At 61.8% G+C, this 26,629-nt stretch carries 28 protein-coding genes; 14 read left to right on the forward strand and 14 right to left on the reverse strand.

Translation table 11 applies throughout. The features are described from left to right. The first annotated feature begins 90 nt into the window (after window positions 1–90). From LQ231_RS06450 to LQ231_RS06465, 4 genes are all read left to right on the forward strand, one after another. Complete coding sequence (locus LQ231_RS06450) at window positions 91–1,299, forward strand: FAD-binding protein (protein WP_230170725.1); 1,209 nt, start codon at window positions 91–93, stop codon at window positions 1,297–1,299. Continuing rightward, window positions 1,296–1,676, forward strand: a complete 381-nt coding sequence (locus tag LQ231_RS06455) for a DUF4870 domain-containing protein (RefSeq protein WP_113140397.1) — start codon at window positions 1,296–1,298, stop codon at window positions 1,674–1,676. Before LQ231_RS06450 ends, LQ231_RS06455 begins: the two co-directional genes overlap by 4 nt. 62 nt (window positions 1,677–1,738) lie before the next feature. Continuing rightward, window positions 1,739–3,058, forward strand: coding sequence for a glycolate oxidase subunit GlcF (gene glcF / locus LQ231_RS06460; RefSeq protein ID WP_230170726.1), 1,320 nt, complete (start codon window positions 1,739–1,741; stop codon window positions 3,056–3,058). Between the two features lie 58 nt (window positions 3,059–3,116). After that, entirely contained in the window at window positions 3,117–3,587 is a 471-nt protein-coding gene (locus tag LQ231_RS06465; protein ID WP_230170727.1) for a hypothetical protein, read from the forward strand. A 50-nt stretch (window positions 3,588–3,637) separates the two neighbouring features. On the opposite strand, the gene LQ231_RS06470 is transcribed toward LQ231_RS06465, so the two are convergent. Both LQ231_RS06470 and LQ231_RS06475 read right to left on the reverse strand, forming a co-directional pair. Then, window positions 3,638–4,321: a L,D-transpeptidase gene (locus tag LQ231_RS06470; protein WP_230170728.1), complete on the reverse strand. Its 684-nt coding sequence runs from the start codon at window positions 4,319–4,321 to the stop codon at window positions 3,638–3,640. Between the two features lie 101 nt (window positions 4,322–4,422). Beyond that, window positions 4,423–5,235, reverse strand: coding sequence for a L,D-transpeptidase (locus LQ231_RS06475; RefSeq protein WP_230170729.1), 813 nt, complete (start codon window positions 5,233–5,235; stop codon window positions 4,423–4,425). Between the two features lie 214 nt (window positions 5,236–5,449). Between LQ231_RS06475 and LQ231_RS06480 the strand changes: the two genes are divergently transcribed. Next, complete coding sequence (locus LQ231_RS06480; protein ID WP_230170730.1) at window positions 5,450–6,085, forward strand: DNA-3-methyladenine glycosylase I; 636 nt, start codon at window positions 5,450–5,452, stop codon at window positions 6,083–6,085. Window positions 6,086–6,089: 4 nt separating this feature from the next. On the opposite strand, the gene LQ231_RS06485 is transcribed toward LQ231_RS06480, so the two are convergent. From LQ231_RS06485 to LQ231_RS06515, 7 genes are all read right to left on the reverse strand, one after another. Beyond that, entirely contained in the window at window positions 6,090–6,755 is a 666-nt protein-coding gene (locus tag LQ231_RS06485; protein ID WP_230170731.1) for a DNA-3-methyladenine glycosylase I, read from the reverse strand. 2 nt (window positions 6,756–6,757) lie between these two features. Beyond that, complete coding sequence (locus LQ231_RS06490) at window positions 6,758–7,471, reverse strand: HAD family hydrolase (protein ID WP_230170732.1); 714 nt, start codon at window positions 7,469–7,471, stop codon at window positions 6,758–6,760. Between the two features lie 107 nt (window positions 7,472–7,578). Next, complete coding sequence (locus LQ231_RS06495; RefSeq protein ID WP_230170733.1) at window positions 7,579–7,968, reverse strand: DUF305 domain-containing protein; 390 nt, start codon at window positions 7,966–7,968, stop codon at window positions 7,579–7,581. A gap of 82 nt (window positions 7,969–8,050) precedes the next feature. Continuing rightward, window positions 8,051–8,425: a hypothetical protein gene (locus LQ231_RS06500; protein WP_230170734.1), complete on the reverse strand. Its 375-nt coding sequence runs from the start codon at window positions 8,423–8,425 to the stop codon at window positions 8,051–8,053. 44 nt (window positions 8,426–8,469) lie between these two features. Then, window positions 8,470–9,234: a hypothetical protein gene (locus LQ231_RS06505; RefSeq protein ID WP_230170735.1), complete on the reverse strand. Its 765-nt coding sequence runs from the start codon at window positions 9,232–9,234 to the stop codon at window positions 8,470–8,472. A 3-nt stretch (window positions 9,235–9,237) separates the two neighbouring features. After that, entirely contained in the window at window positions 9,238–9,456 is a 219-nt protein-coding gene (locus tag LQ231_RS06510) for a type II toxin-antitoxin system RelE/ParE family toxin (protein ID WP_230170736.1), read from the reverse strand. 33 nt (window positions 9,457–9,489) lie between these two features. Continuing rightward, window positions 9,490–9,720 (reverse strand): DUF6290 family protein, encoded by a 231-nt coding sequence (locus LQ231_RS06515; protein ID WP_007598006.1) that lies wholly within the window; start codon window positions 9,718–9,720, stop codon window positions 9,490–9,492. A 129-nt stretch (window positions 9,721–9,849) separates the two neighbouring features. Here LQ231_RS06515 and hisS point away from each other — a divergent pair, with 129 nt between their 5' ends. From hisS to hisG, 3 genes are all read left to right on the forward strand, one after another. After that, window positions 9,850–11,466: a histidine--tRNA ligase gene (hisS, locus tag LQ231_RS06520; protein WP_230170737.1), complete on the forward strand. Its 1,617-nt coding sequence runs from the start codon at window positions 9,850–9,852 to the stop codon at window positions 11,464–11,466. Window positions 11,467–11,698: 232 nt separating this feature from the next. Further along, window positions 11,699–12,820, forward strand: a complete 1,122-nt coding sequence (locus tag LQ231_RS06525; RefSeq protein ID WP_230170738.1) for an ATP phosphoribosyltransferase regulatory subunit — start codon at window positions 11,699–11,701, stop codon at window positions 12,818–12,820. Beyond that, entirely contained in the window at window positions 12,817–13,512 is a 696-nt protein-coding gene (hisG, locus tag LQ231_RS06530) for an ATP phosphoribosyltransferase (RefSeq protein ID WP_230170739.1), read from the forward strand. The genes LQ231_RS06525 and hisG overlap by 4 nt, the downstream gene beginning before the upstream one ends. A gap of 301 nt (window positions 13,513–13,813) precedes the next feature. Here hisG and LQ231_RS06535 read toward each other — a convergent pair whose 3' ends face one another. From LQ231_RS06535 to LQ231_RS06555, 5 genes are all read right to left on the reverse strand, one after another. Then, window positions 13,814–14,260 carry a DoxX family protein gene (locus LQ231_RS06535; protein WP_230170740.1) on the reverse strand — a complete coding sequence of 149 codons (447 nt, stop codon included), beginning with the start codon at window positions 14,258–14,260 and terminating at the stop codon, window positions 13,814–13,816. Between the two features lie 300 nt (window positions 14,261–14,560). Then, entirely contained in the window at window positions 14,561–14,995 is a 435-nt protein-coding gene (locus LQ231_RS06540; protein WP_113140414.1) for a hypothetical protein, read from the reverse strand. A gap of 1,019 nt (window positions 14,996–16,014) precedes the next feature. Further along, entirely contained in the window at window positions 16,015–17,655 is a 1,641-nt protein-coding gene (gene groL, locus LQ231_RS06545; RefSeq protein WP_113140415.1) for a chaperonin GroEL, read from the reverse strand. 64 nt (window positions 17,656–17,719) lie between these two features. Next, window positions 17,720–18,016 (reverse strand): co-chaperone GroES, encoded by a 297-nt coding sequence (groES, locus tag LQ231_RS06550; protein WP_007597533.1) that lies wholly within the window; start codon window positions 18,014–18,016, stop codon window positions 17,720–17,722. A 60-nt stretch (window positions 18,017–18,076) separates the two neighbouring features. After that, window positions 18,077–18,400, reverse strand: a complete 324-nt coding sequence (locus tag LQ231_RS06555; protein ID WP_230170741.1) for a hypothetical protein — start codon at window positions 18,398–18,400, stop codon at window positions 18,077–18,079. A gap of 54 nt (window positions 18,401–18,454) precedes the next feature. On the opposite strand from LQ231_RS06555, the gene soxR reads away from it, so the two are divergent. From soxR to ileS, 6 genes are all read left to right on the forward strand, one after another. Continuing rightward, window positions 18,455–18,958, forward strand: a complete 504-nt coding sequence (gene soxR / locus LQ231_RS06560) for a redox-sensitive transcriptional activator SoxR (RefSeq protein ID WP_230170742.1) — start codon at window positions 18,455–18,457, stop codon at window positions 18,956–18,958. Window positions 18,959–19,156: 198 nt separating this feature from the next. After that, entirely contained in the window at window positions 19,157–19,978 is an 822-nt protein-coding gene (locus tag LQ231_RS06565; RefSeq protein ID WP_230170743.1) for a sulfurtransferase/chromate resistance protein, read from the forward strand. Continuing rightward, complete coding sequence (gene chrA / locus LQ231_RS06570) at window positions 19,975–21,330, forward strand: chromate efflux transporter (protein WP_230170744.1); 1,356 nt, start codon at window positions 19,975–19,977, stop codon at window positions 21,328–21,330. Before LQ231_RS06565 ends, chrA begins: the two co-directional genes overlap by 4 nt. A 120-nt stretch (window positions 21,331–21,450) precedes the next feature. After that, a complete protein-coding gene (locus LQ231_RS06575) occupies window positions 21,451–22,302 on the forward strand; it encodes a TIGR01459 family HAD-type hydrolase (protein ID WP_230170745.1) in 852 nt (283 codons plus the stop codon). Between the two features lie 11 nt (window positions 22,303–22,313). Beyond that, the gene (locus tag LQ231_RS06580) at window positions 22,314–23,294 is read left to right on the forward strand and encodes a bifunctional riboflavin kinase/FAD synthetase (RefSeq protein ID WP_230170746.1); all 981 of its coding nucleotides are present in this window, start codon (window positions 22,314–22,316) and stop codon (window positions 23,292–23,294) included. A 298-nt stretch (window positions 23,295–23,592) separates the two neighbouring features. Beyond that, window positions 23,593–26,538 (forward strand): isoleucine--tRNA ligase, encoded by a 2,946-nt coding sequence (gene ileS, locus LQ231_RS06585; protein WP_230170747.1) that lies wholly within the window; start codon window positions 23,593–23,595, stop codon window positions 26,536–26,538. The last annotated feature ends 91 nt before the right edge of the window (window positions 26,539–26,629 follow it).

Here is a 26,629-nt window from a genome sequence, read left to right on the forward strand (position 1 = left end):
GGGGGAGATGCCCGGCAGGGCAGAGGGGGGTACTCACATCCACCACGCCGACCGGCCAATCACACGTCGCTTTCCGCGAAAGCCCATCTCATGCTGATCCCGACAACCGAAACAGAAGCCGCAGACATCGTCCGCGACCATGCCGGACGTGGCGAGCCGCTGCGGATATCCGGCGGCGGCACCCGTGCCGGTTTCGGCAATCCGGTGACGGGCGCCTCACCACTCAGCGCTTCCGGCCTCACGGGCATCACCGCCTATAATCCGGCCGAGATGGTGATCACCGCAAGGGCCGGCACGCCGGTCGCCGAGATCGAGGCAGCACTGGCCGAAAACGGCCAGGCCATGGCCTTCGAGCCGATCGACCATCGCGGCTTGATGGGAACAGCTGGCGAGCCGACGCTCGGTGGCCTGTTTACCACCAATGCCTCCGGCCCGCGCCGCTTCACCGTGGGCGCTGCCCGCGACCATCTGCTTGGGGTGCGTTTCGTCAATGGACGCGGTGAGATCATCAAGGCCGGCGGCAAGGTGATGAAAAATGTCACCGGGCTCGATCTCGTCAAGCTGCTCGCCGGCTCCCATGGCACGCTCGGCTTCCTTACCGAAGTCACCTTCAAGGTTCTGCCGACACCGAAAACGGCCGTGACCGTGGTTCTGTCGAGCCTCGACGATGAAGCCGCCATACGGGCGATGGCCGCGGCCATGGCGCTGCCGGTCGAAGTCTCGGGTGCGGCGCATCTTCCGGAAAGCGTGGCGGGCCGCTTCATCGGCGGCGCGCTGCCGGAAGGATCGGCCACCGTGCTGCGGCTGGAAGGCCTCACCGCCTCGGTTGCCGTGCGCGCCGAAAAACTTCTGGCCGCCATGGCTGCTTATGGCCCGGTCTCCCGGCTTTCTGTCGACGAGACCGTCTTCCTCTGGCGCGAGATCCGCGATGTGGCTCCTTACGCCGATGGCTCGTCGCGCCCGCTCTGGCGCGTGTCCACGCCGCCGTCGGAGGGCTGGAAACTGGTCGCTGGTCTGCGCCTGCGCGCCGGTGTCGATGCCTTCTATGACTGGCAGGGCGGCCTGATCTGGATGCGCATGGAGGCGGATCCGGAAGCCGAGATCCTGCGCCATGGCATCCGCACGCTCGGTGGCGGCCATGCCACGCTGATGCGGGCGCCGGATGCGGTTCGTGCCATCACGCCGGCCTTCGAGCCGCAATTGCCGGCGGTTGCCTTGCTTTCACAGCGCATCAGGGCAAAATTCGATCCGCACGGGATCTTCAATCCCGGATTGATGGCGCCAGGAGCTACGCTATGACCGATCCGAATTCACAAGTGCCGACCCCTTCATCGACGGAGAGCTGGTTCACGCCGGGCCGTCTCAATGCCCAGCTGGTCTATGGCCTCTATCTCGTCAGTTTTGTCGTCGGCATCAGCGGCATCATCGGCCTGGTGATCGCCTATATGAACCGCGGCAAGGGAGCCGCATGGGTTGATACACATTACACCTGGGCGATCCGCACCTTCTGGATCGGCCTTCTCTACGCGCTGGTCTCTTCCATTCTGGCGATCTTTTTCTTCGGGCTGATCCTGCTGTTTGCCACCGCGATCTGGATCGTCGTGCGCTGCGTCATCGGCCTGCAGAAGGTTTCGGCAAACCAGCCGATCGAACGACCCGACAGTTGGTGGGTCTAATCAGCAAGTGAGGAGAGCGACGATCCGGGTTTTCTCGGTTGTCGCTCTTTCGGAGGATCGACGTGCAGACCAATTTCACCGCCGAGCAGCTTGCCGATCCGCATATTGCGGAGGCGGAATCGATCCTGCGCAAATGCGTGCATTGCGGCTTCTGCACCGCCACCTGTCCGACCTATGTCACGCTTGGCAACGAGCTCGACAGCCCGCGCGGCCGCATCTACCTGATCAAGGACATGCTGGAGAATGGCCGCGCCGCCGACAAAGAAATCGTCACCCATATCGACCGCTGTCTGTCTTGCCTGGCCTGCACGACCACCTGTCCATCGGGCGTCGACTATATGCACCTAGTCGACCATGCCCGCATCCATATCGAAAAGACCTACAGGCGGCCGCTGATGAACCGCCTGACACGCGCCGTCCTGGCGATGGCCCTGCCCTATCCGGGGCGTTTTCGCCTGGCGCTGCGGCTCGCCGGACTTGGGCGTCCCCTGGCTGGTTTGTTTGATCGTGTTCCGTCGCTGAAGCCGTTTGCGGCCATGCTCCGGCTTGCCCCCGCGTCCGTGCCGGCGCCATCGCCACTGGCACAACCGGCAAACCATGCGCCGCAGGCCACACGCCGTGGCCGCGTGGCTATCCTCACCGGCTGCGCCCAGCCCGTGCTCGATCCCGGCATCAATGCGGCCGCGATCGGTTTGTTGACCCGCATTGGCGTCGAAGTGGTGGTGCCGCAAGGCGAGGGCTGCTGTGGCGCGCTGGTGCATCACATGGGGCGCGAGGAACAGGCGCTTGCGTCCGCCCGGCGCAACATTGATGTCTGGTGTCGCGAGATCGAGGCCGGCGGGCTCGATGCCATCATCATCACCACATCCGGCTGCGGCACCACGATCAAGGATTATGGCCACATGCTGCGCCTCGATCCCGCCTATGCCAAAAAGGCGGCGCGGATTTCGGCCCTGGCGAAGGACGTCACCGAATATCTCGCCGGCCTCGATCTGCCGGCATGCGAACCGAAGGGGTTGACCGTCGCCTATCATTCGGCCTGCTCGCTGCAGCACGGCCAGAAGGTCACGATGGCGCCGAAACAACTGCTGAAGGCGGCAGGTTTTACCGTCAAGGATCCGCCCGAAGGCCATCTCTGCTGCGGCTCGGCCGGCACCTACAACATCATGCAGCCGGAAATTTCCGCCAGGCTCAAGGCCCGCAAGGTCAGGAATATCGAATCCACCCGGCCGGATCTGATCGCCGCCGGCAATATCGGTTGCATGACCCAGATCGGCTCGGCGACGGGCATTCCGATCGTGCACACGGTCGAACTGCTCGACTGGGCCTATGGCGGCGAAAAGCCGGCGGCACTGATGCGGCCTCGGCAGGTTCAGGCGTAAATTATTAAGTGCTCGCTGTTATAGTGGCTTCGGGATGGTGTAATCCCGAGGAGGAAACATGTTGAAGTTAGTGGCCTCTCTTGCGCTGGCGGTGCTGATCGCGGACGGGCAGGCGGCATACGCGGCTGGACGGATCTATTGCGCCACGTCGGACGCCGTGCTGAACATGTCTTTGGAAAGCGGCTTCAGCAAGAAAGACGCCAAGAAGCTGGTGCATTTCCGGGGCATCGCCGCGGTCAAGGGACCCGATGCGCCGCCCGAACTCGGCCGGTTCGAGATCAATTCCGAAATGCTGCAGCAATACTGGATGGACGGAAAGGAAATGCGTTTCCAGATCCGTGCCTTTCTTCCCGAAAAAAAGCCCACGGCGCAGGTCGAGTTGTCGGTCATCACCCAGCGCGGTTCTGATCAGGAAGCCAGTTTCAAGGGCAGCTATGCCCTGAAGGTCTCGCGGTTGGCCGTCGACAAAAAAGCCCCGCGCGAAACGATCATCTCACACGAGGCTCCGATATTCTGCGCCATCAAGTGATGGTGCCGCAGCCAACGTGATGTGTGTCACCACGCTGGCCTCTTGTGATTTCAGCCGCCGAAGACGGTGCGCAGGAAATCGACGCCCTTGTCTTCGAAGCTCACATCGCCCTGGCGGTTGCCCGGTCCGACGACGATGACCTTGGCGCCGATGGAGGCGCGTTCGTACAGGTGCTCGACATCCTTGTTCATCATGCGGATGCAGCCGGACGACATGTTGAGGCCGATGGTCCAGGGCTGGTTGGTGCCATGGATGCGGAAGATCGTGTCGCGGCCGCCCTTGTAGAGATACATGGCGCGGGCGCCGAGCGGATTGTCGACTCCACCTTCCTGCACGATCGGCAGGATATGGCCCTTGGCCGCTTCGCGACGGCGCATTTCGGCCGGCGGACGCCAGCTCGGCCATTCTTCCTTGCGGCCGACCTTCACCACGCCAGACCAGCCGAAGCCCTCGCGGCCGACGCCGACGCCGTAGCGCAATGCGCGGTTTTTGCCCTCGACGAGGTAGAGGAACTTGTTGTTGGTATCGATGATGATCGTGCCCGGCTGTTCGTCGGTCTGCAGGCGCACGGCGCGGCGCTTGAATTTCTCCGGAACCTGCTTCGGCTGCGCCACCAGCACTACGTCGCTGGTCGTCTGGATGCGGTTCAGGCTGATGGCCTCGGCCGGCAAGGGCAGCGCGAATGTTGCGGCAAGTATTGCGGCTGCGGCTCGAAGTCGAATGCTGGTCTGCATGGATAGTCCCCCGAAAATCGATAGGAGGAGAGCCTAGCCGACTCCCCTCCCAAAGCAAGTCCTAAAAGGCCTCGCAACGGCTTCTCAGCCGCCTGTGTATTTTACAGCACGATAACCTTGGTGCCGACATTCACCCGCTCGTAGAGATCGGTCACGTCTTCATTGCGCATGCGGATGCAGCCGGAGGAAACCCCGTTACCGATCGTCCAGGGCGCATTGGTGCCGTGGATGCGGTAGAGTGTGGAGCCGAGATACAAGGCGCGGGCGCCGAGCGGATTTTCCGGTCCGCCTTCCATCGAGGCCGGCAGGTAATGGCCCTTGGCGGCCTCGCGCTTGATCATTTCCTGCGGCGGATGCCAGGACGGCCATTCGGCCTTGCGCGTCACCTTGTGCGTGCCGGCCCATTCGAAGCCCGGCTTGCCGACGCCGACGCCATAACGCTTCGCCTGGCCGCCATCCATCACCAGGTAGAGGAAGCGGTTGTTGGTGTCGATGACGATGGTGCCCGGCTTGTGCGCGGTTTCATAGGCGACCATTTGCGGCAGGAAGATCGGATCGATCTGCGTGCGGATCGGCTTGTTCGGACGCACCGCCGCCTGCTGGATAACCGGCTGCCGCGAAACGGCGCCCGGCTGGTCGAACAGGGTGCGGCGCTGCTGGCGAAGCTGTCGCTGCTGCACCGGGCGCTGCTGTTGCAGGACCTGACGCTGGTAAACCGGGGTCGCCCGCCGCTGCGCCGGCGCGACGACCCGTTGCCGCTGCTGTGGCACGCCACCGAGCTGCATCACCCATGGCGCCGACAGGTCGGGACTGACGATGACCGGCGGCCGGTTCTGGTAGCGCTCGCTGGCGAACGACGGAAAGGCAAGCGGCAGGCTGGCCAGAAGCGCCAGCAGGATAAATTTCTTCGACATCGTACAACTCGCTACATGGGACCGAAAACAACGGAAGGCGGCATCAATCCACGCGCCTTGCTGACGCGGATCGTGCCAGTCCGAACCCAGCCAATTGGTAAACAGGCGTTCATGAAAATGCGTGCGCGTGCGTAAACCTTTCGTCAGGGTTAGCGCCGCGTTTGGAAACTTCGTGAACAAATGGTAAACGCCGGATGCAACGGAGGGGAATCGCATGGGTACCGACGAGACAGGACTGATCACCGGCGAGGATGGGCTCGTCCGCTGCTTCTGGCATGGCGGTCTGGAAGACTATCGCCGCTATCACGACGAGGAATGGGGCAATCCGGTCACCGACGATATCCGGCTGCTTGAAAAGATCTGCCTCGAAGGTTTCCAGTCGGGCCTGTCCTGGCTGACCATCCTGCGTAAGCGCGACAATTTCCGCGCAGCCTTCGCCGGCTTCGACTTTCATCAGGTCGCCCTGTTCGGTGATGACGATATCGCCCGCTGCCTCGCCGATGCCGGCATCATCCGCCATCGCGGCAAGATCGTCTCGACGATCAACAATGCCCGCCATGCCATCGATCTGAAGGCCGAGTTCGGCTCGCTGGCCCGCTATTTCTGGAGGTTCGAGCCGGATCCGAGCGAGCGTCCCGCCCGCATGGATTATGCCACGCTCAGGGCCAATCCGACTTCGCCGACGTCGGTGCGCTTGTCGAAGGACCTGAAGAAGCGCGGCTGGAGTTTTGTCGGCCCGACCACGGTCTACGCCTTCATGCAGGCCATGGGCCTGGTCAACGACCATATCGAAGGCTGCTGCTGCCGGCAGGGTATCGAGGAAAAGCGCCTGGTATTCGTGCGTCCCTAAGCCGCTAGTCGATGCTCATCGCCAGCACGCGGCTGATCTCCGTCAGCGACCGGCCTGACTGTTCGCGCCAGTGGTTGAACGCTCCTTGCACGGCCGCCTTGTCCCTGGCCGAAGTCGGCGCCTTGGCGACCACGCCCTCGGCAATCAACCGGTGGACGACGCTTTGCGACAGGATGAAGCTGTCGATACCGGAAAAGCGCAGGAAATACTGGCCGGTATTACCGCCCAGCCGGGTTCCGCGTTTCTGCAGCAGGTCGAGCAGCCCAATGTAATTGTCCGCCGGCCAATCGACAAAGAAGGCGCCGGCGCCGCCATGGTCGCGTGCGATGTCCGACAGGAAGGCGGCGTTCTGCTGCACCGCCCGGATCTTCGGCCCATGCCGGACGATCCGCGTATCGGAGACCAGCCGCTCGAAATCTTCGTCATGCAGCATGGCGCAGCGCCCGATGTCGAAACCGTCGAAGGCGGCCTCGAAGCCCGGCCACATAGCGTCCACGACCTTCCAGTTGAAGCCGGACTGGAAGATGCATCGGGTCATCGTCGCCAGAAAACGGTCGTCCGGCGTAGCGGCAATCTCGGCAAGCGGTTTTGGGTGCTGCAGGGTCTGCAGCACCTCCGCCTCGCCCTTGCGATCGACGGCAAGTGCCCAGATTTCGTCAAAGGATCGCATGATCACTCCTGCTGGCTCAGTGTCTCGATCAGGGACGGCACGTCGCCCAGATGCGGGACCTCGCGAAAGCGCGGTGCCTCGGTCGGCCGGTCGACATGCTCGAGCACCCAGGTCAGTTCATGCGGCACGAACACGCCCCAGGCGCCGGTGGCTATCGCCGGTACGATGTCGGATTTCAGCGAATTGCCGATCATCATCGAGCGTTCCGGCCCCTCGCCATGTTTGCCGAAGATCCGGCGATAGGTGGTGGCGGTTTTGTCGGAGACGATCTCGACGGCGTCGAAATAGTCGCCGAGACCCGATTGCGCCAGCTTGCGTTCCTGGTCGAACAGGTCGCCCTTGGTGATCAGCACGAGGAAATAGCGGCCGGAAAGTGCCTCCAGCGCCTCGCGTGCATGCGGCAGGCATTCGACCGGGTGGCTGAGCAATTCGCGGCCGATCGACAGGATTTCGCCAATCACCGAACTCGGCACCCGGCCGTCGGTGATCTCCAGCGCGGTCTCGACCATCGACAGGGTGAAACCTTTGATCCCGAAGCCGTAATGGGCAAGATTGCGCTTCTCGGCCTCCAGCAGCCGTTCCGAAACGCGGTCGCCTTCGGCAAAATCGGCCAGCAGGCTTTGAAAATGCGCTTCCGTCAGCTTGTAATACTGCTCGTTCTGCCAAAGCGTATCGTCGGCGTCGAAGCCGATGACGGTGATCGGACGAATGGACATCGCGCCCTCCGGGATGTGAATGCGCCAGAGATTAGCCTGCCACTCCGGCAAAGCAATGGCGCCTTGCTGCGCCATTGCGATTGTTCAGGCCTGTTTCAACAGATGGCCTATTGGCCGTTCTTCGCCAGCCAGTCCTTCATCATGGCGATCTCGCCTTCCTGCGCCTGGACCACGCCTTCCGCCAGTTTGCGGATCTCGGGATCCTTGCCGTGTTCCAGCACGATGCGGGCCATGTCGATTGCGCCCTGGTGATGCGGGATCATGCCGCGAACGAAATCGACATCGGCATTGCCGGTCAACGGCACGGCCATGTCGGCATGCATCCTGTCATTGGCCGCCTTGAAGGCTTGCGACGACGGGCCGATATCGCCCATCGGCATCTGCTTGTCGGCCATCGGCATCATATGGTCCTGATGCATCGTGTTGTCCTGGGCGATGGCAAACGAGGTGGTGAGAGCGAGCGTCAGCGACGCCGCAACGATGGTTGTCTTCAGCATGGTTTTCCCCTGTCTTGAACGGGATGTCTCATCCGGGATGATTGAATGGTGATTTGGCGGTCAAGCCGCCGCAACATCACGATCAGGACCGGGGAGGGGGCACCTGCGGGGCAAGACTGCGCGAGAGAAGACGCGGCGAGAGCTGTGGCGCTTCCGCGGCCCGCGCCGGCTTTCCGGCATCGGCAAAGGCGATCTGCGGCGCAAGCGTCACGCAGGCGGCGCAATGCCCGCCCGGCAGCATCTTTACCCCACCGGCTTTGCCCGACGGCTTGGAAGAGGCAGCCGCATGCGGACAGTCCGGATCGGTTGTCGCGACCATCGTGCCGTGCTGGCCGGGATCTGCCGCCATGCCATCGCTTTGCGACATACCCATACCCATGGCAATCGCGCCGGAAATCGGCATCGCACCATAGGCCAGGGCTGCAATCAGCAGCAAAAGACGGATGAACCGGTTCATGGCTGATATGGTAGGCGCGATTGGGTCAAATGCAAGGCGCGCCGTCAGGACCGTGATCGCGCAATCACCCGATGGACCACCTGAATGTCGGCGCTTTGCTCGCCGAACGGCACGACCGGCCAGTCCCAGCGCGCATCCGGATCCGGGACCTCGATACCCTGCAGCAGATCGACGGTTTCCAGCGTCCGTCCGGCCCGATCGACCACGCTATAGGCTATATCCGTCAGCAGGCAGGTGGTTGCTGCGATATCGCGCAGACCGTCCAGATGCGCCGAGATCAGCGTCTTCAGCGCATCGGCGGGTATTGTTGCTTCGGGCAGGGCTTCGAGCCGTTTCTTCGCGCCAAGTCCGATCTGTGACAGCAGATTGGCCGAAACGACGAAATCGAGATAGGGCACCTGGCGCAGGAAGGAGAACGGCTCGGGTTGCTCTCCGGTTGCCAATTGCTCGAAGCCGGAAAGGTCGCGCTCGATCAGCCGGATGTTTTTCATGCCCTTCATTGCGATCCAGGCCTTTGTACTGGCCAGATGCACGAGATCGACCAGAACGACGGTGTCGAAGCGCTTTGCCAGTTCTACGATCGGAACGTCGCGCAACAGGCCAGACCCGAGCACAACGGCCGTCCGCCGCTGCCGCAATCCGTCGATGGCCGAGAGGATCGCCGCCTTGCAGTGCGCCTCATGCGCCGCCCAATGGTTCGCGCAGCGATGGGCGCGAGACCAGAGATTGACCGACGAGCGCACATAAGGGCGGTGCGCCGACGTCGTCAGCGGCCAGCTTGCGACATAGTTCAAGACTTCGAGGATCATGCTCTACCGGTAGATCTGGCTGCGATGGCCGATCTCGACGACGAGCACGACCAGTGTGTGATCCCGGATATCGCAGATGATCCGGTAATCGCCAACCTTGTACCGCCAGAGATGTTCGAAATGCGGACCTTGAAGCGCTTCGCCAAGCTGGCGTGCGTTCTCCAGTGGTTTGACGCGCGTATGCAGAAAATGTCGTATGCGCTTGGACTCGACATGCCCCATTTTTTAAGCTGCTTGATGGCCGTCGCCTGGAACTCAATCTTCCAGACCAAGTTCGCGCTCCATCTCTTCCCAGGTGTAGGTTCGCTCACCGTTTTTGATCCGCTCCATCGCGGCTTCTGCCAGAGCGATGTCGTGCAGGTCTTCCAGATGCTGCTCGATCACATCGACAACATAGGCGTCCGTGTTGGCGCCTGCTTTCGCCGCATGTTCGGCAATCGCCTTGTGCATCGCTTCCGGAATTTCGATCGTGACACGCTTGTTCATGGCCCTGACCCTTTCGAGACCGCAATATACCATCGCGAACCGCACTTCGCCACCCTTCGCCCTTGCCGCCAAATGCTTGATCCTCTAAGACACCGGCACATTTTGAAACGAAGAAATCCGGTTGTGATCATGAGCGAAAAGAACAAGAAGCCGCAGAAACTCAAGGCCCGCCTGCCGCGCGGCTTCGTCGATCGCGAGGCCGGCGACATCCGCGCTGCCAACCAGATGATGGAGACCATCCGCGAGGTCTATGAGCGCTACGGCTTCGACCCGATCGAGACACCGCTGTTCGAATATACCGACGCGCTCGGCAAGTTCCTGCCCGACTCGGACCGGCCGAACGAGGGCGTCTTTTCGCTGCAGGACGACGACGAGCAGTGGATGTCGCTGCGCTACGACCTGACGGCGCCGATGGCCCGCCATGTCGCGGAGAATTTCAACGAGATCCAGCTGCCGTTCCGCACCTACCGCGCCGGCTACGTCTTCCGCAACGAGAAGCCGGGCCCGGGCCGTTTCCGCCAGTTCATGCAGTTCGACGCCGATACGGTTGGCGCACCCGGCGTCCAGTCCGATGCCGAGATGTGCATGATGATGGCCGATACGCTGGAAGCCCTCGGCATCAAGCGCGGCGACTACGTGATCCGGGTCAACAACCGCAAGGTTTTGGACGGTGTCATGGAGGCGATTGGCCTGGGCGGCGAGGAGAATGCGGGGCGGCGTCTGGGCGTGCTGCGCGCCATCGACAAGCTTGACAAGTTTGGACCTGAGGGCGTTAGGCTGCTGCTCGGAGAAGGCCGCAAGGATGAGAGCGGTGACTTCACCAAAGGTGCAGGTCTCGCCGAAGATCAAATCAACAAACTTGAGCTTTTCTACAGTGGCGTGGGTCAGAGTGCGCAGGACCTTTTCAAACCTGCGACGGACGCTGCCGCGCAGGATGACCACTCGGTTGTGAATGCCGACGGACTGACGGCCTATCCGGCAAACTCGATACAGCTTGCAGGTTATCTGGAGCTCTTCGATGCACAGCATCCGGCGCACGAGGGTTTCAAGGAACTCAAGGCAATAAGCGATCTTGTCCGGGCGGCAGGCTACGGAACCAAACGCATCCGTATGGATGTGTCCGTCGTCCGCGGCCTCGAATACTACACCGGCCCCGTCTACGAAGCCGAACTCACCTTCGACGTCACCAACGAGAAGGGCGAAAAGGTCGTCTTCGGCTCGGTCGGCGGCGGTGGTCGCTACGACGGCCTCGTCTCGCGCTTCATGGGCCAGCCGGTCCCGGCCACCGGCTTCTCCATCGGCGTCTCCCGCCTGATGACGGCGCTGAAGAACCTCGGCAAGCTTGGCCAGGACGACGTGCTCGGCCCGGTTCTCGTCACCGTCATGGACGGCGATGTCGAAAGCATGGGCCGCTACCAGCGCTTCACGCAACAGCTGCGCGCAGAAGGCATTCGCGCCGAAATGTACCAGGGCAACTGGAAGAAATTCGGTAACCAGCTGAAATATGCCGACCGCCGCGGCTCGCCGATCGCCATCATCCAGGGCGGCGACGAACGCGCTCAGGGCGTGGTGCAGATCAAGGACCTGATCGAGGGCAAGCGCCTGTCCGGCGAGATCACCGACAACGCCGAATGGCGCGAGGCCCGTGTGGCGCAGGAGGTGGTGCCGGAAGCCGAGCTGGTCGCCAAGGTCAAGGAAATCCTGGCCGCCCAGGCGGAAGACCGGCGTCGGGCGAAGGGTCAGTGATGACTGATTTTCGCCGGCCGACGAGGGGCTACCCCCCTCTGCCCTGCCGGGCATCTCCCCCACAGGGGGGGAGATCGGCTGGGCGCACGCTCACCGTTTTCCACCATCTCTTGTCTTCTACTCGGTCCTTGCAGGCGGTCGAGGCGCGAGCCTCCTTCGATCTCCCCCCGTGTGGGGGAGATGTCCGGCAGGACAGAGGGGGGTATCCTTCCACCGCAGCAGGAGCCATCCCATGCCCCTGATCGACATGCCCGATTTCGCCGGCATCCTGCTCGATGAGTTCTCCGCCCGCGCCACCACCCGCGTCGATACGCCGGTGATCCAGCCGGCCGCTCCCTTTCTCGACATGGCGGGCGAAGACCTGCGTCGGCGTATCTTCCTGACCGAGAACGAGCGCGGCGAAAGCCTGTGCCTGCGGCCGGAATTCACCATTCCCGTCTGCCTGCGCCATATCGAAACCGCGACCGGAACGCCGAAGCGTTATGCCTATCTCGGCGAGGTTTTCCGGCAGCGCCGTGAAGGCGCGCAGGAATTCTACCAGGCCGGGATCGAGGATCTCGGCAATACCGGTGTGGCGGCCGCCGATGCGCGCGCTGTCGCCGACAGTGTCCAGATCCTCACACGCCTGCTGCCCGGCAAGCGCCTGTCGGTGATGCTTGGCGACCAGTCGGTCTTCGAGGCCGTTGTCCAGGCGCTCGGCCTGCCGGCGGGCTGGCAGAAGCGCCTGATCCAGGCTTTCGGCAACCCGGCCCAGATCGACCAATTGTTGCGCCGTCTCGCCACGCCGTCGCCGGTGCCGGGTCTTGCCGCGGAAGTGTCCGACCTGCTGTCGAAGGGCGATGAGGCGGCCCTTGTCGCCCATATCGACGAGACGATGCAGGCGACCGGTTATCTGACCAATGCCAGCCGCACGCCCTCCGAAATCGCCCGCCGGCTGAAGGAAAAGCTGGCGCTTGCCGAAACCCGCCTCGATGGCGCGGCTTTGCTGCTGCTGCGCGAATTCCTCTCGCTCGAGCTGCCGCTGGCGGAAGCGTCTGCCGCACTGGCCGGCTTCGCCGATGCCGCCGGCCTGAAGCTGGGCGCTGCCGTATCGCGCTTCGACGAACGGGTGGCCGCCCTTGCCGATACCGGCATCGATCTGTCGGCGATCACCTACCGCGCCGCCTTCGGTCGTCCGCTCGATTATTATACCGGCCTCGTTTTCGAGGTGGTGGCCGAGAACCGCCCGGCGGTGCTTGCCGGTGGCGGCCGTTTCGACCGGCTGCTGACGCTGCTCGGCGCCGAAACCCATATCCCGGCCGTCGGCTTCTCGCTCTGGCTGGACCGCATCGAAACCGAGAGGACAGCCCGATGACGATCACCATCGGACTTCCCTCCAAAGGGCGGATGAAGGACGATTCGTCCGCCATCTTCGAACGCGCCGGCATGAAGATCGTCGCCGTCGGCAATGACCGCTCCTATCGCGGCCGCGTCGAAGGTTTCGACGATGTCGAGATCGCCTATCTGTCGGCATCGGAAATTTCCCGCGAGATCGGCAATGGAACCGTCGATTTCGGCGTGACCGGCGAAGACCTGATCCGCGAAGGACTGGCGGATGCAGACAGCCGTGTCGAGATCGCCGCACGCCTCGGCTTCGGCCATGCCGACGTGATCGTCGCCGTGCCGGAAATCTGGCTCGATGTCGACACCATGGCCGACCTCGGCGATGTCGCTGCCGAATTCCGCGCCCGCCACGGCCGCCGCCTGGCGATCGCCACCAAATACTGGCGCCTGACCCAGCAGCATTTTTCCGGCAGCCACGGCATCCAGCTCTATCGCATCGTCGAAAGCCTCGGCGCCACAGAAGGCGCCCCCGCTGCCGGCCAGGCCGATATCATCGTCGATATCACCTCGACCGGCTCGACGCTGAAGGCCAACCACCTGAAGATCCTCTCGGATGGTGTGATCCTCAAATCGGAGGCCTGCCTGGTGCGGGCGCGCAAAGCCGAGCATGAGGGCAACCCGACCGTGGCACGGATTATCGAGGCTGTGCGCGGGGTGGTGTGAGCCTGTCTTGCGGATGATGGTCGCTCGGCGCGGACGTGGGCCCCCCCTCTGTTCTGCCGGACATCTCCCCCACAAGGGGGGAGATCAAGGTGGGGCCGACGATCAGTATTCACTTGCAGGTCTTAGATCTGCTGTTTGCCAAATGAAGGCCGAAGCGCTGGTTTCCAGCGGATCTCCCACCTGTGGGGGAGATGCCCGGCAGGGCAGAGGGGGGTACCCCACACGACACAACAAAAATCATCAAACGAAAAAGCCCGCCGGATCGCTCCGGCGGGCTTTTCTGTTGCCAGTAATGTCAGCCTCAGGCGGTGACGGCAGCCGAACCGCGGCGGGCGTCGAGCGAGTAGGCACCGGCGCCGATGATGGCGAGCAGGATGTAGCCGCCGGCCAGCGTGATGTTCTTCATCAGCATGATCTGGTTCAGCGTGTTGATCCAGCCGAGTGCGCCTTCCGGCCAGCCTTCGATGGCAACGGTGCCGCTATGGAAGACGAGACCGGTGAATACACAGAACAGGGCGAGCGCCCAGGCGGTCAGCTTGGTCTGGAAACCGACGAGAACAAACAGGCCAGCGACCAGTTCGAACAGGCCGGCGGCATAGGCGAGCAGGGTTGCAGCCGGCAGGCCGGCGCCTGCGATCATGCCGGCAGTGCCAGCCGGATCGGTCAGCTTGCCGAAGCCGGACAGGATGAAGATGAACGACAGAAGGACGCGAGCGACAAGAAGAAGGGTATTGTTGGTGCTGGACATGAGGAAACTCCTTTGAATGGATGACACTGAAACCCCAAGCCAGATGGGCTTCAGAAAGCTGACCTCTAGATGCCTGCTTTTCTCGTTACGCGATAGATTGACGACAATTGACTGATCGTTCACAAAAACGAAACAATAAGCCCGGGTTCGTTTCCCAAAAGTGCGAAACGGCGCGCTCGGGCCTCACGCAATGACACGGATACAGGCAACACTCGATGCACGCATGATCCGACACACGTCAAGCCTGCCGCCGCCGAGCCGTCATGTGAAGGAACCTAATGCTGCAGAAGCGCACCTTCGTCAGGCACTGTTGGCCGCCGAAAGGCGAAACCGGGGAAAGATGAACAGTCCGACGATCATGCCGCCCTCATTGCCGTCGAAGCCGCCGGATTCGCCGATGCAGAACACCGGTTGACGCTGGCCGCTGCCCGACAGGATCGTGGTGGAATAGCAGAAACGCGACGGCGCGGTCGCGGCCTGTTCGAACAGCCGCAGGATATGGCCACGGTCGCCCTGGTCGTAGCAGCGCATCATGGTCAGAAGGCCACACTCGGCGCCTTCCAACCCGTGCAACTGCGATGCCTTTTCACCCAGTTTCAGCAATCCATTGGTCAGGTCACCCGTCCAGTCCTCGGAAACGCCGAAACGGGATGCATTCTCGCCCAGGGGACTTTCCCCCTCAAGCAAGTGTGACGCGAAATTTGCGGCGAGATCAGCGTTTGCAATCTTAAACAAGGTGGTCCCCAAGTCGAAAGCCGTATGGCCCTATAAGTCTCGGATCAAATGTCTGTTCCAGAGCCAAACTTCCCCGTATGGCCCGTCCGGCGATATAGCCGGGATCAGCAAGCCTGATGCTTGCCGATAGTCATTCCAAAGCGCTCACGTCGAAATGGATTCCACTGCGCAGCGCCCCAAGTCATTCAACTCGCCCGTAGGTTACAATTCCAACCTTCACCTACATCATTTCATATTCACATAAGAATAGTCTGATGTAAGCGCTCGTTCCCCGGATTTCTTGCGATAACGCAAGAGTTGCAATTCGAACTACGTCCGATGAACAAAGGTGGCCTTATGTTTAAGTGCCCTCATCTTCGCCAACGGTAGCCGATCCTCCCGTGTCCCAAATTGCGACCCGAAGAATGGGCTGGTGGATATCATGTTTCACAACACATGAAAACGCCTCATGTTCTTCCGAAAGGAGAAATTGCCCCCATTTTCAGTCGATCTTTCGGCTCAAAATATTAGAGAAATATAATGTAAGAATTCGGAAACACAGAAGATATGATATTAGTGCAAACGCAGAAATGTAATCTCAGATTTAATAAGCTATCTTTTATATTCGGGTATTCTTTGTCAATTCCAACTCCGAAAAGTTGTGAAGATAATTTGGTCTTGCGCACAGGACTGTGCTTTGACGAAGCAACGGGCCTCGCATTAAAGGGGAAATGGTTAACGGATCAAGTGCAGATCCAGCAAGATCCCTTTTTGGTTTTCCGGACTTGCCGTAACGCATGAATACCGAAGACTGTCGCAGTTTTGCGACGCCTGGCAACGAAGACGCTTCGTGACGATGACGCTTGGCCACGAAAAAGGGCGGCCCGAAGGCCGCCCTTTTCCGTATTCTGAACCGTATGGCCAGATGAAAGACCCGAAGGTCTTACATCATGTCCATGCCGCCTGTTCAGCGCGCTTGACGCGCTGAACCACTTGAAGTGATGGGCGGCTTGTATGGCCAGATGAAAGACCCGAAGGTCTTACATCATGTCCATGCCGCCCATGCCGCCCATGCCACCCGGCATGCCGCCAGCCGATTCCTTCTTCGGAAGTTCGGCAATCATGGCTTCCGTCGTGATCAGCAGCGAAGCAACCGAAGCTGCGTTCTGCAGAGCCGTGCGGACAACCTTGACCGGATCGACGATACCCATGGCGATCATGTCGCCGAATTCGCCGGTCTGGGCGTTGTAGCCGTAGTTGTCGGTGTTGCTCTCGAGGATCTTGCCGACGATGATCGAAGCCTCGTCGCCTGCGTTTTCAGCGATCTGGCGAACCAGCGACTGAAGCGCCTTGCGGACGATGTTGATGCCGGCTTCCTGGTCGTCGTTTGCACCCTTGACGGTGATCTTCGTCGAGGAGCGCAGCAGAGCGGTACCGCCGCCGGGAACGATGCCTTCCTGAACAGCAGCGCGCGTCGCGTTCAGCGCGTCGTCGATGCGGTCCTTGCGTTCCTTGACTTCGATTTCCGTCGAGCCGCCAACGCGGATCACGGCAACGCCGCCAGCGAGCTTGGCAAGACGTTCCTGCAGCTTTTCCTTGTCGTAATCCGACGTGGTTTCTTCGATCTGCGCCTTGATCTGGGCAACGCGGCCTTCGATGTCGGACTTCTGGCCAGCACCATCAACGATGGTGGTGTTTTCCTTGGTGATCGAGATCTTCTTGGCGCGGCCGAGCATGTCGAGCGTGACAGTTTCGAGCTTGATGCCGAGGTCTTCCGAGATGACAGTGCCGCCCGACAGGATGGCGATGTCTTCCAGCATGGCCTTGCGGCGATCGCCGAAGCCAGGAGCCTTGACGGCAGCGATCTTCAGGCCGCCACGCAGCTTGTTGACGACGAGCGTTGCAAGAGCCTCGCCTTCGACGTCTTCAGCGATGATGACGAGCGGCTTGCCCGTCTGAACGACGGCTTCGAGAACCGGCAGCATGGCCTGGAGGTTCGAGAGCTTCTTTTCGTGCAGGAGGATGTACGCGTCGTCGAGGTCGGCGATCATCTTTTCCGGGTTGGTCACGAAGTAAGGCGACAGGTAGCCGCGGTCGAACTGCATGCCTTCGACGACTTCGAGTTCGGTTTCAGCGGTCTTGGCTTCTTCGACGGTGATGACACCCTCGTTGCCGACCTTCTGCATGGCTTCAGCGATATCGCGGCCAACCTGGCTGTCGCCGTTTGCCGAGATCGTGCCGACCTGTGCGACTTCTTCCGAAGTCGAGATCTTCTTGGCCTTGGCCTGGAGATCCTTGACGACTTCCGAAACGGCGAGATCGATACCGCGCTTCAGGTCCATCGGGTTCATGCCGGCAGCAACAGCCTTGTTGCCTTCGCGAACGATGGCCTGGGCAAGAACGGTTGCCGTCGTGGTGCCGTCGCCGGCGATGTCGTTGGTCTTCGAAGCAACTTCGCGGACCATCTGGGCGCCCATGTTTTCGAACTTGTCTTCAAGTTCGATTTCCTTGGCAACCGATACGCCGTCCTTGGTGATGCGCGGAGCGCCGAAGGACTTGTCGATGATGACGTTGCGGCCCTTCGGACCGAGCGTTACCTTGACAGCGTCAGCGAGGATATCGACGCCGCGCAGCATCTTTTCGCGCGCAGTGCGGCCGAATTTAATTTCTTTAGCAGCCATTTTCAAAACTCCCGGGCATCAGCCCATTGGTGAATTGTTCAGAACGGAAGGGTGAAACGGCTGATCAGCCGATAACGCCCATGATGTCGGCTTCCTTCATGATCAGAAGGTCTACGCCGTCGAGCTTGACTTCGGTGCCCGACCACTTGCCGAACAGAACGCGGTCGCCAACCTTGACGTCGAGCGCGACCAGGTTGCCCTTGTCGTCGCGAACGCCGGAGCCGATAGCGATGATTTCGCCTTCAGCCGGCTTTTCCTTGGCGGTGTCAGGAATGATGATGCCGCCCTTGGTCTTTTCTTCAGATTCAACGCGCTTGACTACAACGCGGTCATGAAGCGGACGGAAAGTTGTGCTTGCCATTGTCTAATCCCTCGATCAAATGACATTCGCGGAGCGCAGAGCGGGTCCGCATCGATACTGTTAGCACTCGCTCTTGGTGAGTGCCAGCGAGGTTGAGATAAGGAGAGGCCCCTGATGAGTCAAGCACGGGGCTGAAAAAATATCGCTGCGACGGGCCCGCTCTTGCTTGACCATGCTGACGCCGACCCGGCTGTAGAGGCAGCCTTCCAGTGTTTCCAGATGGCGGTGAATGATGGCCAGCCTCCCGGTGAACACCGAGAGATGCACAACCGGGCAGGTGAAACGATCGATGCGCATCACGTGGGAGGTGGACGCGGATTCTGCAGAATTGTTATCAGCAGCCGCAGCCGGCTTGGTGTTCTGAGGTGGGATCTTCGCGTTCATCGGGTTTTCCTTTGTCGATTGCCCTTGCACGCCCGCCAAGCTAGAACCTCAACCATGGTTGAGATCAAGCGGAATAATCAAAGGCCTGCCGAAGCGGCGGAAACAGACCCGAAGGGGCCATCCAGGATATCCCTGTCGCTCAGCGTCGGCGAGGTGGCCGAACGCGCCGGCGTGGCCGTGTCTGCGCTGCATTTTTACGAGCGTGAAGGCCTGATCCAGAGCTGGCGCAACGGCGGCAACCAGAGACGCTATCCGCGCGGCATCCTGCGCCGGGTGGCGCTGATCAAGACCGCGCAGCGCCTCGGTCTGCCTCTGTCGCAGATCGCCGAAGCGCTGAGGCAGTTGCCGTCCGACCGCCCGCCGACCGCGGCAGACTGGCGTCGGCTGTCGGCTTCCTGGCGCGCCGATCTCGATGCCCGCATTGCCGCGATGACCGCCCTGCGCGACCAGTTGGATGGCTGCATCGGCTGCGGTTGCCTGTCGCTCGATGCCTGTCCGCTGCGCAATCCGGATGATCGGCTCGGCCGATCCGGCGCCGGGCCGCAGCTTTTGCGATAACTTTGAGCCTCCCCGAGACGCCCGGTCGCGATGCCCGGTCGCGATGCCATGTCGCGATGCCATGTCGGGATTGCCGCATCAGGGAGTTTGACAGCATCCCGCAAATTTGAGAGGATTCAGCCGTGGAGTGCGCGAAAGCTCCATGAGGCGCCATGCCGCAATTTCGCATCCGTCCGGATCAAAATTACGGAGCAAATCATGGCACCCTATGGCGCAATTTCCGCCGACAAGCTCTTTCGCTTGCTCGGTTCATCCCAGTCTCCCCTGATTGTCGACGTCCGCATTGCCGACGATGTCGAGGCGCATCCTTATCTTATTCCCGGATCCCTTCTGCGCGACTACCGACAGGTCGATGCATGGGCCGCCGAAATCGGCTCGTCCTCCGTTGTCGTCGCCTGTCATCAGGGACGCAAGTTGAGCGAAGGCGTGGCGGCCCATCTGCGCATTCGCGGACTATCGGCCGAGGTGCTGGAAGGCGGGGTCCTGGCCTGGGCTGCGGCCGGTCTGCCGCAGGTACCGATCGCCCGGCTTGCGCATGGCACCGGCGCAACGCTTTGGGTCACGCGCAACCGGCCGAAGATCGACCGCATTGCCTGCCCCTGGCTGATCCGGCGTTTCATTGATCCCTTTGCCCGCTTCCTGTTCGTGGCGCCCTCCGAGGTCGAAGGGGTGGCGGACAGGTTCGATGCAATTCCCTTTGACATGGAAGGCGTCTTCTGGAGCCATCGCGGCGATCTCTGCACCTTCGACACCATGCTGTCGGAGTTCCAATTGGAGACGCCGGCACTTCTGACCCTGGCGGAGATCGTCCGCGGTGCCGATACCAACCGGCTCGATCTCGCACCGCAGGCCGCCGGTCTCCTGGCGGCATCGCTTGGCCTGTCACGGCTCTACGCATCCGATCTGCAGCAACTGGAGCAGGGTTTGCTTCTCTATGACGCTTATTACAGATGGGCACGCGATGCGATGGATGAGAAACACGATTGGGTGGCGCGCGGCGGGCGCGATGGAGTGAAATGACAAACATTGCTGTTGAACATCCGGCGCAGGCGTCCGCGCAGCCGCCGAGTTTTGCCGAGCTGACCGCAGCCTTTGCCCGCATCGGCGTCTTGAGCTTCGGCGGTCCCGCCGCCCAGATCGCCATGATGCACCGCATCTGCGTCGACGAGAAGCGCTGGATCGATGAGGACCGGTATCTGCACGCCCTGAACTACTGCATGCTGCTGCCGGGACCGGAAGCCCAGCAGCTGGCCACCTATATCGGCTGGCTGCTGCATGGCGTGCGCGGCGGCATCGTCGCCGGCCTGCTCTTTGTCCTGCCGGGCCTGGCCGTGATCATCGGCCTGTCGACGCTCTATGCCTTCTACCAGGATGCCGACCTCGTCGCGGGCCTGTTTTTCGGCTTGAAGGCGGCCGTGCTCGCCGTCGTTATCGAAGCGGTGATCCGCATCGGCAAGCGGGCATTGAAAACCCGGTTTCACCGGATCCTCGCAGCACTCGCCTTTCTGGCGCTGTTTGCTCTGTCGCTGCCGTTTCCGCTGGTCATCCTGCTGGCGGCGGTGGCAGGCCTCGTTCGCGCCCGTATCATCCCGGCAGAAGATGTTCCTGCGCCCACGAACCTGGAGGCCCGCCCGCCGGCGCTGCGTCAGTTGCTAACGCTGCTGTTCTGGGTTGCCGTCTGGCTGGCGCCACTGCCGCTGCTTTGGCTGCTTGCGGCCGATACCGCCTTGCCGGATCTCTATGCCTTCTTTTCCAAGATGGCGCTGGTCACCTTCGGCGGCGCCTATGCCGTTTTGGCCTATGTCGCCCAGGTGGCGGTCGAGCAGTATCAATGGCTGAAGCCCGGCGAGATGCTCGATGGTCTGGCGCTTGCCGAAACCACGCCTGGGCCGCTGGTCCTGGTACTCTCCTATGTCGGCTTCCTTGCCGGCTTTCGCCATGGCGGCGGGTTCGATCCGCTGCTGGCCGGCCTGCTCGGAGCACTGCTCACCGCCTGGGCCACCTTCATTCCGAGCTTCATCTGGATCTTCGCCGGCGCGCCCTATATCGAGCGCCTGCGCGGCAATCGCCTGATGAATGCCGCCCTGTCGGCGATCACCGCCGCCGTCGTCGGCGTCATCCTCAACCTGGCCATCTGGTTTGCCCTGCATGTCGTCTTTACCCGCGTCGGCGCATTCGAACTGCCGCTGATCGCGCATTCGGGCCTGCCGCTGGATCTGTCGCTCCCCGTGCCGGACTGGACCTCGCTTGATCTTGCAGCCGTCGCCGTCGCCATCGTCGCAGCCGTCATGATCTTCCGCTTCCACCAGGGCGTCGGGCGCACCCTGGTCGTTGCGGCGCTGCTCGGGCTTGCTCTGCGCACGCTTAGCTGAAGACCGCCGCCTGAAGACTGGCCGCCGTATTCATTTTCACCACCGAAAGGGTCAAGGCTCTTGCCTTGCCGGCATTCCTTTGTCATGTCAGCCCACACGATCTTGAAGTCAGGAATGAATATGGCACTCGGCATTTCCACCCTAGGCGACGTCACCGCGAACTATGATGTCATCCTCTGCGATGTCTGGGGCGTGCTGCACAATGGCATTGATGCCTTTCCTGCCGCCTCCGAGGCCCTGACGGCAGCCCGCAAGGCGGGTGTCACCGTCGTCCTGATCACCAATTCGCCGCGCCCCGCTCCGGGTGTCATCACCCAGCTTCGCGCCATCGGTGTTGCCGATGACGCCTATGACCGGATCATCACCTCGGGCGATGTCACCCGCACCCTGATTGCCGCCGGCCCGAAAAAGGTCTTCCTGCTCGGCCCCGAGCGCGACATGCCGTTGCTCGAAGGGCTGGATGTCGAGGCCGTTGCAGCCGACCAGGCCGATTGCATCGTCTGCACCGGCTTCTTTGACGACGAGACCGAAGTGCCGGAAGACTATACCGCGATGCTGACCGAATTCGCCGCCCGCAAGGTGCCGCTGATCTGCGCCAATCCCGATCTGGTCGTCGAGCGCGGCCATCGGCTGATCCCCTGCGCCGGTGCTGTGGCCGCATACTACAACACGCTCGGCGGCGAGACCCGCATTGCCGGCAAGCCGCATGCGCCGATCTATGCGGCAACGCTTGCCGCTGCCGGCGAGGCGCGCGGCAGCGCGATCGACACGGCCCGCGTTCTGGCGATCGGCGACGGCATGCCGACCGATGTGCGCGGCGCCATCGATGCCGGCCTAGACCTTCTCTATATCTCGGGCGGCATCCATGCGGCCGAGTATTCGCCGACCGGCACCACGGATGAACCGGCGCTGCACGACTTCCTCAAGCGCGAGAACGCCGCGCCGAAATTCTGGATGCAGCGGCTGGCATAAGGCAGACAGGCATGACCGTATTCCATCGCAACGAGAAGAAAGAAGCGCTGCCTTCGCTCCTGACCGGCGGTGTCGTGGCGATCGGCAATTTTGATGGCGTGCATCGCGGCCATCAGGCGGTGCTCAGTCGTGCGCTGGAACGCGCCGAAGCCTTGGGCGTCCCGGCGCTTGTCCTGACCTTCGAGCCGCATCCGCGCTCGGTCTTCAATCCGAAAAAACCGGTTTTTCGCCTGACACCGGCCCCGCTGCGCGCCCGCATCCTCGAGGCCATGGGTTTCCAGTCGGTCATCGAATATCCGTTCGACGTCGATTTTTCCCAGCGCTCGGCCGAGGATTTCGTCCGCTCCATCCTGGTCGAATGGCTGGGCGCCCGCGAGGTGGTTACCGGTTTCGATTTCCATTTCGGCAAGGGTCGCGAGGGCGGTCCGGCCTTCCTGATGGAAGCAGGCAGCCGCCATGGCTTTGGCGTGACGCTGGTCGATGCCTTCCGTGACGAAGGCGCCGACGTGGTGTCGTCCAGCCGCATCCGCAATCTTCTGGCCGATGGCAATGTGTCCGAGGCGGCCGGCCTGCTCGGCTACCGCTTCACCGTCGAGGCGGGAGTGGTCAAGGGCAACCAACTTGGCCGCACGCTCGGCTTCCCGACCGCCAACATGAAGCTTCCGCCGGAAGCAACGCTGCGCGCCGGCATTTACGCCGTGCGCTTTCGCCGGCCTGACGGCGTGATCCGCGATGGCGTCGCGAGCTTCGGCTACCGCCCGACCGTCACCGACAACGGCGCCGCCTGGCTGGAAACATTTGTTTTCGATTTCTCCGGCGATCTTTACGGCGAGACCTGTTCGGTCTCCTTCTTCGGCCATCTGCGCGACGAGTGGAAATTCGACGGCCTCGATCCGCTGGTTGCCCAGATCAGGAAGGACGAGCAGGAGGCAAGGGCTCTGCTTGCCGGCGTCCGGCCGATCGGCGCGCTGGATGAAAAGATCGCGTTTTAGCCTGGTCGTCCTCTACAGGCTGCGCGCCACCGGATGCTTTACCACCCTTCGGGGCGATCTATGTCGGCGCACGCCTCAACCCTCTTCCTTTTCCCGGGAAAACATCTTAAACAACCGGCCACCATGACCCGATATCGTCGATTGATCATAGATCAGCGAATTATAGGCCCGGCCTTCCGCGCGCTTTGAGCTGCCGGAGGGTCCGGGTTTTCAGCGCTTGCACAGCGCTTCTCCGTCTCAAACGACTGTTCCCGATTTTTTAGCGCTGCCCTGACGGCGCGCATTCAATGGCTAGATCATGACCGATACCCCTGAAAAGCTCGATTATTCCAAGACCCTCTATCTGCCGGAAACCGAATTCCCGATGCGCGCAGGCCTGCCGCAGAAGGAGCCGGAAATGGCCGCCAAATGGCGCCAGATGGACCTCTACAAGAAGCTCCGCGCCTCTGCCGCCGGCCGCGAAAAGTTCGTCCTGCATGACGGCCCTCCCTATGCCAACGGCAATATCCATATCGGCCACGCGCTGAACAAGGTGCTGAAGGATGTCATCACCCGCTCGTTCCAGATGCGCGGCTATGATGCCAATTACGTGCCCGGCTGGGATTGCCACGGCCTGCCGATCGAATGGAAGATCGAGGAGAAATACCGCGAGAAGGGCAAGGACAAGAACGAGGTCCCGGTCAACGAATTCCGCCGCGAATGCCGCGAATTCGCCCAAGGCTGGATCGACATCCAGTCGGAAGAATTCCGCCGCCTCGGCATCGAGGGCGATTTCGACCGTCCTTATACGACGATGAATTTCCACGCCGAGGCCCGCATCGCCGGCGAACTGCTGAAGATCGCGCTGTCTGGCCAGCTTTATCGCGGCTCCAAGCCGATCATGTGGAGCGTTGTGGAGCGCACCGCGCTGGCGGAAGCCGAGGTGGAGTATCACGAGGTCGAAAGCGATACGATCTGGGTGAAGTTCCCGGTGGTTGATGTGAATCGTCGTGCGCCTGTTGTCGACGGCAAGTTTGAATTCCCCGAATTGCTCGCAGGTGAAGCCTCTGTCGTCATCTGGACTACGACCCCTTGGACCATTCCCGGCAACCGCGCGATCTCTTATTCGTCGCGCGTCGAATACGGCCTCTACGAAGTGACGGCTGCTGCCAACGATTTCGGACCTCAGCCGGGCGAGAAGCTGATCTTCGCTGACAAGCTGGCGTCGGAGTCATTTGCCAAGGCCAAGCTCGAATTCACCCGCCTGCGTGGCGTGTCTGCCGGTGAGCTGGCCGCCATCACCTGCGCCCATCCCCTAGCCGACATGGGTTACACCTTCGCCGTTCCCCTGCTTGATGGCGACCACGTCACCGATGACGCCGGCACCGGTTTCGTGCACACAGCCCCATCGCACGGCCGTGAAGACTTTGAAGCCTGGATGTCGAACGTCCGTGAGCTAGAAGCGCGCGGCATCGACACCAAGATCCCATTCCCGGTCGATGACGCCGGCTATTACACCGAGGACGCTCCCGGTTTCGGCCCGTCGGCTGAAGGCGGCGCCGCCCGCGTGCTTGACGACAACGGCAAGAAGGGCGACGCCAACAAGCGGGTCATGGAGGCGCTGATCGCCGCCAACAACCTGTTTGCCCGCGGCCGTATCAAGCACGAATACCCGCATTCCTGGCGCTCGAAGAAGCCGGTCATCTTCCGCAACACGCCGCAATGGTTCGTCTACATGGACAAGGACTTCGGCGACGGCACGACCCTACGTTCGCGCGCACTGACCGCCATCGACGACACCCGTTTCGTGCCGGCAGCCGGCCAGAACCGCCTGCGCGCCATGATCGAAGGTCGCCCGGACTGGGTCCTGTCGCGTCAGCGCGCCTGGGGCGTGCCGATCTGCGTCTTCGCCGATGCCGAAGGCAATGTGCTGAAGGATGAAGAGGTCAATGCCCGCATCCTCGCAGCCTTCGAAAATGAAGGCGCCGATGCCTGGTTCGCCGAAGGTGCCAAGGAGCGTTTCCTCGGCAATGCCCATGACAGCGAACAGTGGCAGATGGTCACCGACATTCTCGACGTCTGGTTCGACAGTGGTTCGACCCACACGTTTACGCTGGAGGATCGTCCCGACCTGAAATGGCCGGCCGATGTCTATCTCGAAGGCTCCGACCAGCATCGCGGCTGGTTCCATTCGTCGCTGCTCGAAAGCTGCGCGACGCGTGGCCGCGCGCCTTACGATGCCGTCGTCACCCATGGTTTCATCATGGATGAGAAGGGCGAGAAGATGTCGAAGTCGAAGGGCAATGTCACCGCCCCGCAGACGATCATGAACGATGCCGGCGCAGATATCCTGCGCCTCTGGGTCATGTCGTCGGACTATGCCGAGGACCTGCGCGTCGGCAAGACGATCATCCAGACCAATATCGACGCCTATCGCAAGATCCGCAACACCATCCGCTGGATGCTCGGCACGCTCGCCCATGACAAGGGCGAGGAGATTTCCTATGCCGATCTGCCGGAACTCGAAAAGCTGATGCTGCATCGGCTGGCCGAACTCGGCCAGCTGGTGCGCAAGGCCTATGACGAATTCGACTTCAAGCGCATCACCCGGGCGCTGACCGATTTCGCCAATGTCGAGCTTTCGGCCTTCTATTTCGACATCCGCAAGGACACGCTCTATTGCGACGCGCCGTCGAGCCTGAAGCGCCGCTCGGCCCTGTTTGTCATCCGCAAGCTGTTCGACAGCCTCGTGCTGTGGTTTGCCCCGATGATGCCGTTCACCACGGAAGAGGCCTGGCTGTCACGTGATCCGTCCGCCGTCTCGGTTCATCTCGAACAGTTCCCGGTGATCCCGGCCGAATGGGTAAACGAGGCACTGGCCGAGAAGTGGAAAAAGGTCCGCACGGTCCGCCGTGCCGTCACCGGCGCGCTCGAAATCGAGCGCAAGGACAAGCGCATCGGCTCGTCGCTCGAAGCGGCTCCCGTCGTTCATGTCGCCGATCCGGACCTGCTGGCCGCCCTCGAAGGCCTCGACTTTGCCGAGATCTGCATCACCTCGGATATCTCCGTGGTGGGCGATGAAGGCCCGCAGGAGGCCTTCCGTCTGGACGACGGCACCAAGGTTTCGGTCGAGCCGAAGCTGGCCGAAGGCACCAAATGCGCCCGCTCCTGGAAGATCACCAAGGATGTCGGCAGCGATGCCGACTATCCCGATGTCTCGGCCCGCGATGCGAAGGCCTTGCGTGAGCTGGCGGCAGCGCACTGACGAAATATTACCGGATGGTTTGCGCTTTGGCGGGCCATCCGGTAAAACTGCCTGAAAATGGCCGAAATTTACTGTCAGCGGACACGCTGGG

This window comes from Rhizobium sp. CECT 9324 (assembly GCF_918741265.1).
Lineage (GTDB): Bacteria > Pseudomonadota > Alphaproteobacteria > Rhizobiales > Rhizobiaceae > Allorhizobium.